This window comes from Alicyclobacillus shizuokensis NBRC 103103, from assembly GCF_001552255.1.
GTDB lineage: Bacteria > Bacillota > Bacilli > Alicyclobacillales > Alicyclobacillaceae > Alicyclobacillus_G > Alicyclobacillus_G shizuokensis.
Genome location: NZ_BCQV01000001.1, coordinates 1 through 12617, shown reverse-complemented (window position 1 = coordinate 12617; position 12617 = coordinate 1). Strand labels below are relative to the sequence as shown.

General features: G+C 54.1%; 12 protein-coding genes, 11 tRNA genes, 1 pseudogene and 1 riboswitch. Of the genes and pseudogenes, 17 read left to right on the top strand and 7 right to left on the bottom strand.

The genetic code is table 11. From position 1 onward, the window contains the following. From miaA to ASH01S_RS00045, 13 genes are all read left to right on the top strand, one after another. Entirely contained in the window at positions 1-978 is a 978-nt protein-coding gene (gene miaA, locus ASH01S_RS00105; protein ID WP_067921597.1) for a tRNA (adenosine(37)-N6)-dimethylallyltransferase MiaA, read from the top strand. Between the two features lie 41 nt (positions 979-1019). Next, a complete protein-coding gene (gene hfq, locus ASH01S_RS00100; protein WP_067921595.1) occupies positions 1020-1268 on the top strand; it encodes an RNA chaperone Hfq in 249 nt (82 codons plus the stop codon). A 97-nt stretch (positions 1269-1365) separates the two neighbouring features. Beyond that, a tRNA-Thr gene (locus tag ASH01S_RS00095) sits at positions 1366-1441 on the top strand. Positions 1442-1445: 4 nt separating this feature from the next. Continuing rightward, positions 1446-1529, top strand: a tRNA-Tyr gene (locus tag ASH01S_RS00090). Between the two features lie 35 nt (positions 1530-1564). Continuing rightward, positions 1565-1640 (top strand) — tRNA-Trp (locus ASH01S_RS00085). 2 nt (positions 1641-1642) lie between these two features. Then, a tRNA-His gene (locus ASH01S_RS00080) sits at positions 1643-1718 on the top strand. A 16-nt stretch (positions 1719-1734) separates the two neighbouring features. Further along, positions 1735-1809 (top strand) — tRNA-Gln (locus ASH01S_RS00075). Positions 1810-1933: 124 nt separating this feature from the next. Then, a tRNA-Arg gene (locus ASH01S_RS00070) sits at positions 1934-2010 on the top strand. 1 nt (position 2011) lies between these two features. Further along, positions 2012-2088: transfer RNA gene (locus ASH01S_RS00065), tRNA-Pro, on the top strand. Positions 2089-2113: 25 nt separating this feature from the next. Next, positions 2114-2188, top strand: a tRNA-Ala gene (locus ASH01S_RS00060). A gap of 48 nt (positions 2189-2236) precedes the next feature. After that, positions 2237-2311 (top strand) — tRNA-Asn (locus ASH01S_RS00055). A 1-nt stretch (position 2312) separates the two neighbouring features. Beyond that, positions 2313-2388 (top strand) — tRNA-Thr (locus ASH01S_RS00050). Positions 2389-2440: 52 nt separating this feature from the next. Beyond that, a tRNA-Val gene (locus ASH01S_RS00045) sits at positions 2441-2516 on the top strand. A 283-nt stretch (positions 2517-2799) separates the two neighbouring features. Here ASH01S_RS00045 and ASH01S_RS00040 read toward each other — a convergent pair. Beyond that, a complete protein-coding gene (locus ASH01S_RS00040; RefSeq protein WP_245628865.1) occupies positions 2800-4251 on the bottom strand; it encodes an MFS transporter in 1452 nt (483 codons plus the stop codon). A gap of 162 nt (positions 4252-4413) precedes the next feature. After that, positions 4414-4547, bottom strand: a riboswitch (cyclic di-AMP (ydaO/yuaA leader). A 139-nt stretch (positions 4548-4686) separates the two neighbouring features. Then, positions 4687-5003 (bottom strand): annotated as a pseudogene (locus tag ASH01S_RS17750) (transposase); the annotation flags it as partial. On the opposite strand from ASH01S_RS17750, the gene ASH01S_RS00035 reads away from it, so the two are divergent. Both ASH01S_RS00035 and ASH01S_RS00030 read left to right on the top strand, forming a co-directional pair. Continuing rightward, a complete protein-coding gene (locus ASH01S_RS00035; RefSeq protein ID WP_245628864.1) occupies positions 4908-5582 on the top strand; it encodes a DnaB-like helicase C-terminal domain-containing protein in 675 nt (224 codons plus the stop codon). The pseudogene ASH01S_RS17750 and the gene ASH01S_RS00035 overlap by 96 nt on opposite strands. Positions 5583-7581: 1999 nt before the next feature. Further along, a complete protein-coding gene (locus tag ASH01S_RS00030) occupies positions 7582-7869 on the top strand; it encodes a hypothetical protein (RefSeq protein ID WP_157066907.1) in 288 nt (95 codons plus the stop codon). A 352-nt stretch (positions 7870-8221) separates the two neighbouring features. On the opposite strand, the gene ASH01S_RS19885 is transcribed toward ASH01S_RS00030, so the two are convergent. The 5 genes from ASH01S_RS19885 to ASH01S_RS19580 form a co-directional block, all read right to left on the bottom strand. Next, complete coding sequence (locus ASH01S_RS19885) at positions 8222-8560, bottom strand: transposase (RefSeq protein ID WP_505578019.1); 339 nt, start codon at positions 8558-8560, stop codon at positions 8222-8224. Between the two features lie 104 nt (positions 8561-8664). Continuing rightward, positions 8665-8979, bottom strand: coding sequence for a hypothetical protein (locus ASH01S_RS00020; protein ID WP_067921579.1), 315 nt, complete (start codon positions 8977-8979; stop codon positions 8665-8667). A 728-nt stretch (positions 8980-9707) separates the two neighbouring features. Then, positions 9708-10118, bottom strand: a complete 411-nt coding sequence (locus ASH01S_RS00015) for a hypothetical protein (protein WP_067921577.1) — start codon at positions 10116-10118, stop codon at positions 9708-9710. 3 nt (positions 10119-10121) lie between these two features. Further along, positions 10122-10550 (bottom strand): type II toxin-antitoxin system HicB family antitoxin, encoded by a 429-nt coding sequence (locus ASH01S_RS00010; protein ID WP_067921575.1) that lies wholly within the window; start codon positions 10548-10550, stop codon positions 10122-10124. Positions 10551-10590: 40 nt separating this feature from the next. Beyond that, positions 10591-10695, bottom strand: coding sequence for a type II toxin-antitoxin system HicA family toxin (locus tag ASH01S_RS19580; protein WP_306302846.1), 105 nt, complete (start codon positions 10693-10695; stop codon positions 10591-10593). A gap of 432 nt (positions 10696-11127) precedes the next feature. Between ASH01S_RS19580 and ASH01S_RS00005 the strand changes: the two genes are divergently transcribed. Continuing rightward, on the top strand, positions 11128-11412 hold the full coding sequence (locus ASH01S_RS00005) for a terminase large subunit domain-containing protein (protein WP_067921574.1): 285 nt from the start codon (positions 11128-11130) through the stop codon (positions 11410-11412). A 404-nt stretch (positions 11413-11816) separates the two neighbouring features. Then, a complete protein-coding gene (locus tag ASH01S_RS19435; RefSeq protein ID WP_281178162.1) occupies positions 11817-11939 on the top strand; it encodes a hypothetical protein in 123 nt (40 codons plus the stop codon). Positions 11940-12617: the final 678 nt, after the last annotated feature.

Sequence of the window (12617 nt, the reverse complement as noted above, 5' to 3'; positions counted from 1 at the left end):
GTGGATGATTGGTCAAAGCGGTGGCCCGTACTGTGCATCGTCGGCCCCACCGCAAGCGGGAAAAGTCAGCTCGCGGTGCGGGTGGCGCGCGAGGTGGGCGGAGAGGTCGTCTCGGCCGACTCGATGCAGGTATACCGGCGCATGGATATCGGCACGGCGAAGCTCACCCGAGATGACATGGAGGGCGTGCCTCATCACTTGATCGACGTGGTGAATCCAGAGGATCGATTTACGGTGGCACAATGGAAGAAAATGGCCGAACGGGCAATCAGCGAGATTGTGGCCCGCCGTCGCCTCCCCCTGGTAGTCGGGGGAACGGGCCTGTATGTGCGTGCTATCACGGACGATCTCGATTTTATGGCGCGCGACGCTGGCGGCGAGGTTCGTCGCAAGTGGCGGGCGTATCTGGACCAGCACGGTCACGAGGCGTTGTACGCCGCGCTTTGCGACATCGACGAGAAGACAGCGGCGCGCCTGCACCCCAACGACACACGGCGGGTTATTCGCGCCTTGGAGGTCGCCGAGACCCGGCAGCAGCCGTGGTCGGCGACCTACGATTTTAGGTACCGCGAAGGCCGTTTTGCCACGGTTCAGTTCGGCTTGATGATGGATAGACAGGCGTTATACCGTCGGGTTGAAGAGCGGGTGGACAAGATGCTGGCCGATGGCCTGGTAGCGGAGGTGCAAGGCCTCTTGCAATCCGGGCTTCTCCCTGACTTGACTTCGTTGCAAGCCATCGGCTATAAAGAATTAGCGGCCTTCCTTCATGGAGACCTTTCCTATGCGGAAGCGGTTGCACAGATTAAGCGCAACACGCGGCGCTTTGTGAAGCGGCAACTTTCTTGGTTTCGGCGCGATCCGCGCGTGATCTGGCTGCAGGTGGCAACGGACGGTTCCCTGTCGGATGGGGACTACCAGCGGGTTGTGGATGTGGCTCGAAAACTCGCGGCAGGAATTCGTGGTGGGGATCGCGAATAAAACAGGGGCAGCAGCTACCTGCGGGAGTGGAGGAGGCCATCATGAGCAAACAGCCCATCAACATTCAAGATACGTTTCTCAATCAAATCCGTAAGGAGCGGATACCCATCACAGTGTATCTTGTGAATGGGTTTCAAATTCGCGGAACGTTGCGCGCATTTGACAATTTCACCATCATCCTGGACAGTGACGGAAAACAGCAGATGATCTATAAACACGCCATTTCGACGTTCACGCCCTTACGCAGTGTCAATCTAACCTTTGACGCTGGAAATTCCAATACAGAGTAGTTCGCGCACAGAATAATTTGTGCAAGACGGTGGGATCAGATAGGTATTGACAATCGGCGATTCGATGTGCTACTTTAAGTCGTGTCGCCGACGCGGCGCCAGCGTAGCTCAGTAGGTAGAGCAACTGACTTGTAATCAGTAGGTCGCAGGTTCGATTCCTGTCGCTGGCTCCATTGCGGAGGGGTACCAAAGTGGCCAACTGGGGCGGACTGTAAATCCGTTGCGTAAGCTTCGAAGGTTCGAATCCTTCCCCCTCCACCACGGTGACATTCCACTGACCAGCTCAGATGCACTCTAGGGGCGTAGTTCAGTTGGTAGAACGGCGGTCTCCAAAACCGCATGTCGTGGGTTCGAATCCTGCCGCCCCTGCCATGGTGAGTATGGCGAAGTGGTTAACGCACCGGATTGTGGTTCCGGCATTCGTGGGTTCGATTCCCACTACTCACCCCACAACTATCTTTCTTGATGGGGAGTAGCCAAGTGGTAAGGCAACGGATTTTGGTTCCGTCACTCGAAGGTTCGAGTCCTTCCTCCCCAGCCATTTCGTGTGGTTCATGGAGTCCTGGGAACGGTCGTAGACACTGTCTGTCGTCTCAGTGTTTCTTCGCCCCGGGATTGTGGGTAATTGAATTTACTTGAAATTGACAGTTCCATCGTTTAGGTGTGTGCCCGTAGCTCAGCTGGATAGAGTGCTTGACTACGAATCAAGAGGTCGGGAGTTCGAATCTCTCCGGGCACGCCATCGGAGCATAGCGCAGCTTGGTAGCGCGCCTGCCTTGGGAGCAGGAGGTCGTGGGTTCAAATCCCGCTGCTCCGACCAGCAATGGAACTTGACGGAACTTGACGGGGGTATAGCTCAGGGGGAGAGCACCTGCTTTGCACGCAGGGGGCCGTCGGTTCGAATCCGACTACCTCCACCATGTGCCTCAAATTTCATTGCTACAGACGAAGAGGCGGTGTGCCATCTTTCCCCGATAGCTCAGCGGTAGAGCATCCGGCTGTTAACCGGAGGGTCGTAGGTTCGAATCCTACTCGGGGAGCCATGCTCCCATAGCTCAGTTGGCAGAGCGCATCCATGGTAAGGATGAGGTCACCAGTTCGAGCCTGGTTGGGAGCTCCACGGCGGAAGGCCGCGCACAAGTGCAGTGCGCGGCCTACTCTTGACCGGATGCGGGCGGTTAGCTCAGTTGGGAGAGCACCTGCCTTACAAGCAGGGGGTCAGCGGTTCGAGCCCGTTACCGCCCACCATAAAATCGTTGATATGGCGCGGATTTTGAGACCTTGGCCGCTCGTTGCTGAGCGGCCTTTGTCATGGTTTGTGTGCGTATTGTGTGCGGGCCGTTCTATTGGCCTCGGTCAGAATGATGGAATACCGGTCCCGCTTGCACGAAGAGCTCGTTTGGCGGCGCTATCTGCTGCCGACGAGACCCCTGTACAGGTGTTGCACGAGGCCGGGCGACGGCGGAGATAAAACCCTACACGTGCAGTGGGGCTTTCCTCATGCCCGTGGTCGGCAAAAGAGTGAATGTTTTCAAGGTGTACTCCGTTTGACATTTACGGCTTCCTTGATTCGTTCCTCAATCGCTTTGCGCTCTTCCCGCCACCACAGCGAGCCCTCATTCTCCTTCAAGGCTTCGACGATTTCATCTTCACTAGCAACAGCCGGCGGAGACCCACGAAGCGGTTTTCCGGAAGTATCCTTCACATAAATGGTGAGGACGATCAGGCCAATCACACAGGAGAAAATCAGGTAATACGCGGGAACCATGCGGTTGGCAGTGAGATCAATCAGCCACGCAACAACCAAGGGAGCTGTTCCCCCAAATAGAGACGTTGACATATTGTACGTGATGGCAAGGCCGCCGTAACGGACATGTGTAAAGAAAAGCGAGGGCAGCAATGCAGGCATAGTGCCCTGGAACGAGGCGAGAAAGACCGCAAGAATCAATAGGCCCCAAAATACGGCGATATTACCACCGCTGTCGATCAGCCAGAACGAAGGGATCGACAGTACAATCAGTCCGCTCAATCCCAGCTGAACCAACCGTTTGCCACTGATGCGGTCACCAATGTAACCCATCGCGATGACAAGCGGGATCATGATAAACATGACAATCAAGATCATCAACAACCCTTTTGTGGCGCCATAGCCGAGCACGGCGGTCAAGTGCGACGGCATATACGATAGAACGGTATAGTCAACTACGTTATAAAAGAATACCAGGATCAAGCCAACCAGCAGCGGGCGCCGGTGGTACACCAGGATCTCTTTCCATTCCACATGTTTTCTTTCCTCACGGGATTTCTCCATCTTCTTGAACGCAGGGGTTTCTTCCAGGCGCGTCCGCAGATAAAGACCAATTAGCCCCAACGGTGCAGCGATAAGAAAAGGGATCCGCCAACCCCAATGCAGCATTGCTGTTTTTCCCAGCGAAAATGTCAGCAAGGTGACGATACCGGAACCAAAGATGTATCCGACGAGTGTCCCGACTTCGAGTCCGCTCGCCATTCTGCCACGTTGCTTATCCGGTGTCGATTCCGCGATAAACGTCATTGCTCCGGCGTACTCGCCCCCCGTCGAAAATCCTTGAATCAAACGGGCGAGCAGGAGCAAAATGGGTGCTGCCACCCCAATCGTTGCGTATCCAGGGATCAACCCGATGCCAAGAGTTGCCAAGGCCATCAGCAGCAAGGTGAACGTAAGGACTTTCTTACGTCCGATGCGATCTCCCAGGGTTCCAAAAAATACGCCGCCGATTGGGCGTACCAGAAAGGAAATAGCAAAGGTGGCAAGACTATAAATCAGTTGTTCCGGACCATTGAATTCTGGAAAGAAGACCTTGCCAATGGTTGAGGCCAAGTAGGAGTAGATTCCGAAGTCGAACCACTCCATGGCATTGCCGACTGCGGTTCCGACAACGGCTTGTTTTGCCACACGCAGATCCACAACCGTAATGTCGTCTCTTCGCAATCGTTTTTTCACAGTCAATAAAATCCTCCTAATGTATTAATTTAGAATACTAACTGTGTCAACAAGTCTCTCGAACCTGTGTTTGCGAATATACATTATCTTTGGGCCCCAAAAACCCCCGTAGACGATCTACGGGGGTCGAAATGTAAATTGGTGTAAGTGGACATACATCCACTTTCCTCTCTTATACGCTTACGAAGTTAGCTGTCGGGTTAGGACTAAGAGATTGCCCTTCCAGTTCACCGAACTGAATTCACCCCAGAAAATTGGTTCCCCCGTTCCCTTACAGGATTCAGCGAAAGCGTTATTCGTTTGTGCATAACAGTGTATTTTGTATATGCTGAAACAGCAACCAGGGTTCTGAGTAGGAAATGTCAGGATTCAGGTGGATTCCAGAGGATATGTTGGCTGACATACTGTGACAATGGATTACAGTGATTATGGCACTTGGCTGATTCCGCCGATACCCAGCGATTCCACAAGTTCGTCTACTTTACGGGTGCTCACACCATGTACATCGGCTTCTTGAACGACATTGAGTAATGCTTTTTCTGCTCTTCGCCGTGGTTCTAATAAGCTCGCCCTTTTCGGAGCTTGGGAATTCGCAATTCAATGGTTCCAACCCTCGTATCTCAGTCCCTGCGGCGGTATCCATTGCGGTGATTCTTGTGCCCAGTCCTTCGTTCGAAGCGCTCAGCACCGATGAGTTGACTCATTTCGGCATCCATCACGGCTTCGGCAGGACCTTCAAACCCTTCAAACAGGACAAGCGGGCCGCGTACGGGTTTCTGACCGGGTGGACAGATCTCGATGAAATAACGCTTGGGTTCCACCGAGGCGACCTCACTGAGGACCAAGTGGTGAAAGTGTCGTCGGCCATCCACGTGACCGCGGATGTTCCCATCGACGACGCCCGCACTGTGACGGCGGACTACATCGCGGCGGAAATGAAGCGCTGGAAACAGACGCACGGGCTGGACGTGGCAATTGTGGGTTACCTGCAGGAAATCAAGGAGCCGCCGGAGCCCAATGACAACGCCGGATCGGCGTACGGCCGGGTGGCCCGGAAACTGCGTAAGGCTGCGCAACAATGCGATTGCGCGGTCATCGCCTTGAGCCAACTGCTTCGTGATGCCGAGGGAGGGAAGCCGCAGTTGCGGCATCTGTACGGCAGTTCCGGCATCGAAAGTGCAGCTGACGTCATCATCCTGTTGCACCGGGACAAGGAGGAGGCGCCAAACGTCCTGGAGGTGGACCTGGCGAAGCAGCGAAACGGCCCGACCGGGCAAGTCAGCCTGTACTACAACCTGGATAAGATCTGCAGGTTGGCGCGAGCTGTATGAGGCCGGGTGGTTCGTATCGGAAAGGTACCACGACGAGCAGAAGGCGCAGGCCATCTTTCAGTTGGCCGAGACGTGGGGGGTCACGCAGTACGCGGATGACCGCTTGTGATGGGAAAAATGCCGCGTCAATCTCATGTCTGTCTCCGTACACTGAGCCATGTCAGTCCAAGGAGGTGTGAAACAGTGGACGGCAGCTTGTTTACACGTTGGGCCATTGTATTCCTGATTATCTTCGTGTTGTTCTTCCTTCTAGTTCCAGGTTACGGAGGTTACGCAGGGGGCGGCGCTTACGGCCCAGGTGCTGGTGCTTATGGACCGGGTGCTGGTGCTTACGGGCCAGGTGGTGTTGGAGTTGGAGCATACTGAGTAAGGCAACAAGGGTAGAAACACCGCACTTGGTGCGGTGGGTACCTTGTGTGTCTGTCAGGGCATCGGCTACGGCCGGTGCTCGAATTACTTGTAGGACAATGGCCGCTTCGGGTGGGGACATGGATTGTAATATAAGTCAGTCGTCAGTTCGAAAGGGGGATTGACGCATGGACGGATGTTTTGGTGGCTTTACGCGCTGGGCAATTGTATTTCTCATCATCTTTGTGCTATTCGTCTTGATCATTCCAATAACTGGGGGAGCAGGATATTGATCAGACATCCTGCATCTGTTTATTGGGGGTGACTGTGGAGTGAATTGCCCACCAATCATATGTCCGCCTCGTTACTGCGTTCGAGATTGCTACATTCCCCGGATGGTTCCTTATGTCCATCCGATTGTAAACATCAACAGACATGTCATTGTGAACGTGCCGCAGCACTTTTATCAACCTGTCACGAGGAATGTAGTTGTTGATCCCGGATGTCCAGGAGCACGTTGTCACCGACCTGGATATTATTGAAAAGGGATGGTGGAGAGAAAGCTATTTGTACCACGGTATCCGTTTACTGGTGAGCAAAATTTCGTGCGTTTTTGGTGCACTTTTCGCGCGTTTTCCTGGCGAAAATGCCGTGGGGAGCGGTGCTATACTGGGGCCAGGCGAAGCTATGTCCATCAGGCCCTGCCGATATGGCGGGGTCTTTTCGTTTAGGATGAGGAAGCCAAGTGACCAAGCGAGCGCCGCCCCACACAGTCAGCGCGTTCGGATACTCGCGGAGACTAGTCAGAGACCTGAGGCGATTGCGGAACGTGCTAGGCGACGCGAGAAGAGGCCCAGGCAGCGTCAGAGGGACTATGCCCGCGAGAATCGTACTCCTCACCCCTCTGACGGTGGGCACCCAAATTTCTTACATGGCGGTGGATGGCTGCGGGAAACCGCGTCTACGTGCCGACTTGGCACCCTTCTCCTTCGTACCCTTCTCCTTCGTAGAGGGTGGATTAGACACATTGGGGTGGCTGATTGGCCATCGACTCTCTTTCGCGGACTTGCGGCTAGTGCGCTGTCCATAGACCTCATGACAGATCGCGCGAAAAATCTTCAGCCTCCCGGAAGCAGCAGCACTGTGTACGACGTACCGGCGGGCAAACCGGTACGCAGCTGCGCCCTCCTTTCGTGCCGTCGAGCGCCACCTGGCGATAAGGCTGGAGCTGGTGGGCCGCGCGGCGCAATTACATACGACACCCGCTCCAGCAGGTTTCTTGTTTACCTGCGGATAGGTGACTATGTGTCGCCCTATTCATCGGTTTTTCGTTGTTGGTGTCAGTGTCTCGAGATGCTTTAACTCCGGGCCTCTGCGGCCGGGACGCCGAAGTGTATCAGTGAGGAACGGACGCTGGTGACGAGCCAGTGGAGGAGCAGTGGCCGCCACCACTGCGTCAGAACATGTACATCCGAACGCATTGGTCCTGCACCTGAATCCCGCCACGACCTTCGCGAATTTGGGAACAACAGCGTATCAGACTTCACCTGGTCGTTAGTATCTGGCCCTAAAGATACACCCACCCTAATCAGTGCTGGGGGACTTTGTTCGACTGCAGGAGAGCCAGGTCGACCGAGCGCGGGACGTTGTCGTGGAGGAGATCAAGCGCGTCGATGGTATGTCTGCTGAGTCCGAGCAGGGTATAAAAATTCCAACCCATGTTGGGCATAAGTTTGATGAATGTCTAGTCGACTGTCCACTCGAATTCTTCAGTGATGTCATACTCTACCCCTGGAAAGGGGGGATTCATGTGGATGGCGTATTCGGTGGTTTCACACGTTGGGCGGTAGTGTTTTTGATTATCTTTGTACTGTTCATCCTGCTTATTCCGCATCACGTCGGATATCAGACGACCTGTACAACAACTCCTGTGTACTAAACGAAAACGGGATCACTAAGAAATCTCTCATTCAATGGCAGGTATCTTTTGCGTCTTGTGAGGGCACCGGCTACAGCTGGTGCTTTTGTTATTACATATTACATTTATCCTGCAAGGCGGTTTGTGTAGACCGAACATCTCCTGGCGCGCCTGGCGATTTTGCAGCGCCTTCCCTGGCTATGAGAGCAGCGGTACGATGTCAAGCAGCTAAGTCAACATAACGTGCATCGTGCTCATGCCTTTTGGGAGGTGGATCGAATAGAAGGCAATACCAAACTAAGCCCACCATATCGGGATTTAAAATATTCCCTGTAAATCCATGAATCGGTGGGATGGAGTCGGTCCGGTTCGGTTAGACGGTTTGTCGGCTCCCTCCTTCGGGGACGTAAAGTCGATTGGTCTTCAGCAGATAAAAGACCACTCGCATCAGTTTACGGGCTGTAAGCGCAAGGGCTCGTCCCTCGGCAAATTCTTTCGGCTCCGCTTTCTTCTTGGCGTAGTACTCGGCAAAAACAGGGTCGTGCACCCGGACGCTGTTCGCCGCCTCAATCATGTAGTACTTGAGATAGCGGTTGCCAGAATGAATCAGCCGGGTTCGATTTGCTGTAAACTTCCCGGACTGGTGAACGGTCCAAGCCAGCCCTGCGTATTTCGCCGCTTCCTTGTGGCTTTTGAACTGGCGAACATCCAGTTCGGCCAGTATTCCGGAAGCAAAGATGGGACCGATACCGGGAATGGAATCCAGCGTTTGCGGGACAGTCGCCAGATGGTCTTCAATGCCTTTGCGAAGCGTCTTTAACTGCTCTGTACCGTGCGAATCACGCGGATGCTTGAAGCCATCGCGAGATTGACGGAGTCCGCCATGGCTTGCGGCAATCGGTACGAGGACCGAGCAGCTTTTTGTAAGGCGCGGGCGACCGCCTCAGGATCGTCGAATCGGTTCTTGCCGTGCTGCACGAGGAAGTCGATAAGACGTTCAACGGACATCTCGGCAAGTTCTTCGGTGGATTCGAACTCTTCCATGACCGCCAGCGAGGTGGCGGATAACTTGTTTCTACGAAACGGTCCAGTGATGGTGTAATCACTGAACTTGAGAAACAAGTTGGTCATGAGAAAGTTGCTCTCCCGGCTTCTCATCGTCCCGAGTCAAACAGCAAACCGTATTGGCTTCGCTGCTTACATCAATTCCGACAAACAGGGGAGATGGCATGAAATCACCTCCTTCGATTGGAATGAAGATGCCTACGGCCCTGGGATGTCCCTGGGAAACCCGTGAACGACAGCCTTGCGAGCTATTGGAATACACCGGGGGCCATCGGTGCACGTGCCTCCCTCTGCTTGCAGGAGGGATGACCAACCGGGATACAGTCAACGTGTAGGTCTATTCCACGGGGCCAGGGATACACTCTCAAGTTCGGAGGACACCCTCATGACGACGAGCAACGGGAGAGAACGGAACATTCCCTTGGTAGACACCTGCGGCTATTTTCTCAAAGACAGCCCAAGGCCGTAAACACACTGTATCTGAGTTACTGGTTTTGGTGGATGGATGATTCCCTATGGAGCACGCGCCCTCACTTGGGCTACATCCTCACCTACTCAAACCATTCATTTTCAAGGAACAGAAATTCAAAAAAGCAACACACAACTTGCTTTTATGTAAACCAAATTGGTCGCTGCTCTTAATATACAAGGAGAGACAGCGATGAAGCCATTTGGGTATGGCACCTTGTTTACGTTCGCAAAGAAGATCATGGAGAGCCCCTTCGGCGGGTTTTTGGTTTGCAAGAAAATATCCCCGCTCACATGCACGGGGTTTTTACTGCTGCCTTAACGCCTTAATTGCTAGGCATCGCTTTCGCAATCGCGGCCAGTTCTTGAGGCGTGAACTTCGAAAGCACTTGGTCCTCAATCTGGATCTTCTGCTGTTCGGTCAGGCTGTTGCGGTGGAGGTAATCCTGCGCCAGTTGCAGGGTTTCCTTGAGAGACAGCTTGTTTATGGCGTACTGGACAGCCTGCTGTTCGCTGTCAAAGTGAAGGTCGCCGGAATTGGACTGGCGCAGCTTGGAGAGTTCGGCTTGGACTTGCGGGTTCTGCAGGAGCTTGCGTAACTGGGCTTGACCACTCGGGGTATTCAATTCTGCGACGACCTTGTTGCTTGCCTGTTGGGCGACTTCTCTTTTGGCGTACCATCCACCCGCACCTGCAATCAAAAGAATAACCATGACGAAGGCGATGATGGAGCGCATGTATCAGATCTCCCTTCGAGTGGTTTCGTGCCGTTCGTGGATGCCGAGACGTTCTTTCACGGCGTATTGCAAGACCTCCAACAAGTTAAGGCCGCTTTCTTTGGCTGCGTTCTTGAGCCACCTAGGCAGCGTCACTGTAGTGTTCACCGCTTTATGAGCCATTTCTTCTCGTACCGGAGACATCCAAACCTCAATGAGGGCGACAACCTGGTTACCTTGTGGACGTAGCTCGAAGATCGAGGACGGTTCTGGAATGCTATCGCCGTCTTCTTCCATGCCGAATAGGTGTAAAGCTAGGGCGTCTTTAGCCATTCGCAATGCTTCTTCCTGAGTGTCTCCGCATGTCAAACATCCTGGGAGGTCGGGAAATTCAACAGAAATGCCGCCTCCATCGAACGAGAAGATGGCTGGATAGATATAACGGTCTTTCATGATTCATCATCCTCCCAAGCTGGATTGAGACCAGCCTGTTTTAGGATGCTCTTTTGCTTGCGTATCGGGCGGTTTTTTTAGGGCGCGGTATGGTCACGAGTCCGATCTTTTCTGGGTGGCGAAACTGATGATGCTCTCCGGTCATTCGGACCAGGTACCATCCATCAGTTTCGATTCACTTGATAAGCTCTCGTAACGAATACTCTTCTTCCCGTGCCTCCCTACAGTTTTCATTATACACGTGTTATTGACATGTGTCGATGTTGGGTGTTAATCGTGGATTCGCGCCGTCAGCAGTACATTTATGAACCCGCTTCGGCAACGGGGTCGCCTGGCGACCTGCTCATGGTCGGCAAGACCGAGCGTACGCTCAAGCGCAACACCCTGGACGTCATGGAGCAGGGCCTGGGGCCGCGCCTATATCGCTACAACCACGGTAAGGGTGAGGTGTACGTCTGTGGCCGGCGGGAGTCTGTGGCGGGGCCACCGACGAGCGGGCGGAGAACAAAATCCGTGGCTTGCCTTGGCTGGGGCCTAGGGCGACGAGATCACGCTGTGGCCGGAGAGCTTCTTCCGCATGCTGACGTCCCGTCTGTCGGTGCCAGGCGCCAAGTTTTTCGGGACGACGAACCCGGACAACCCGTTCCATTGGCTCAAAGTTGGCTACCTCGAGCGCTCGGGGATGGATCTAAAAGTCTGGCACTTTGAGCTGGAGGATAATCTGAACCTCGAGCAGTACGTCGAGAACCTCAAGCGCGAGTATACAGGCCGATGGTATAAGCGATTTATCCAGGGCCTATGGGTGCAAGCCGATGGCGCGGTCTACGACATGTGGGACGAGGGGTCGGCACGTGGTCAGTGAAGTTCCGAACCCACACGAATCCGATTGACTGATTGTCGGTGGGGGCTGCGCGACCGCGAACCTGGCGACGCTTCAGCTCATCGGTGGGCATGGAGGACGGTGGTACGTCCTGCGGGAGGATGACTTCGACAGCCGGGAAGCCGGCCGGCAAAAGACGGATGCAGAGTACGCGACCGACGTCGAGCGGTGGCTGGAAGACGTCCGCGACCGCGTGACCATCTCGCAGCCAGTCGTGCAGCTGATGGAGCAGGCCGAGTGTCGGTGGAGGGACGGTGAACGAACCTCGAGAAAATGAACGAATTTCCAGCCCATGTTGGACAGAAGTTCGACGAATGTGCAGTCTATTTGTCCACTCGGGTTGTGCAGCGACGTCATATTCTATCCCTGGAAAGGGGGGGATTCATGTGGATGGCGTATTTGGCGGCTTCACACGTTGGGCCGTGGTGTTTTTGATCATCTTTGTGCTGTTCATCCTTTTGATTCCCGTCGGCTATACGACGACCTGCACAACAACTCCTGTCTACTAGTAGGTAAAGTAACCAGGATCACGACATCTCTCCTTGAATCGTTTGGTCATTCCTGTATCTTGTAAGAGCACTGGTTTCGACCAGTGCTTTTCATATATCGCCACCTATCGGCACCGCAAAGTTGTGCCGGTTGACCTAACACTTCAGGTCGAAACGGAACAGTGCCTCCAAATGCTTTTCATGAGGGTGCGCGTCTTTCATCACGAGATACAAGCCGTCTCACGACAGCACGTTGTTCCATACGCTGCATCGCAGGGGGGAGGTGAGTCAGGATGTACGATGGTGGATGCTTCGGACCTTTCACGCGGTGGGCAGTCGTGTTCTTGATCATCTTTGTGCTGTTCATTCTGCTTGTTCCGTTTGGCGGCGGGTACTGATCCGCTCAGAGTGAGGTCACGTCCAGACGGAATCGGCCTTGCCGTGCTCCGTGATGGGGCAGCAAGCATTGCAGCGGCACCCGGGGAAGAACTGAGGGGAGAACATGCGGCCGGTGGAACGAGTATCGATGTCAGCAAGGGGAATTCTTCTGACTGCTTCTTCATCCGTTGGTCAGTCATCCTGTTCTTTTCTCCGTTCTCCTACAGCTGCGGTTTGTAATTTGACAGATAATAAGGTTAGACAGTTGCACAGGTGAGAGTCCAATCCAGTTTACACCCGTCCCACGTGGCGGGTGTCTTC

Excerpts from the sequence above, each read along its gene's own strand:
- ASH01S_RS00020 (WP_067921579.1), bottom strand. The coding sequence starts at position 8,979 with ATGACCAACTTGTTTCTCAAGTTCAGTGATTACACCATCACTGGACCG.
- ASH01S_RS00010 (WP_067921575.1), bottom strand. The coding sequence starts at position 10,550 with ATGAAAGACCGTTATATCTATCCAGCCATCTTCTCGTTCGATGGAGGC.
- ASH01S_RS00005 (WP_067921574.1), top strand. The coding sequence starts at position 11,128 with ATGCTGACGTCCCGTCTGTCGGTGCCAGGCGCCAAGTTTTTCGGGACG.
- ASH01S_RS00015 (WP_067921577.1), bottom strand. The coding sequence starts at position 10,118 with ATGCGCTCCATCATCGCCTTCGTCATGGTTATTCTTTTGATTGCAGGT.
- ASH01S_RS19580 (WP_306302846.1), bottom strand. The coding sequence starts at position 10,695 with ATGACCGGAGAGCATCATCAGTTTCGCCACCCAGAAAAGATCGGACTC.
- hfq (WP_067921595.1), top strand. The coding sequence starts at position 1,020 with ATGAGCAAACAGCCCATCAACATTCAAGATACGTTTCTCAATCAAATC.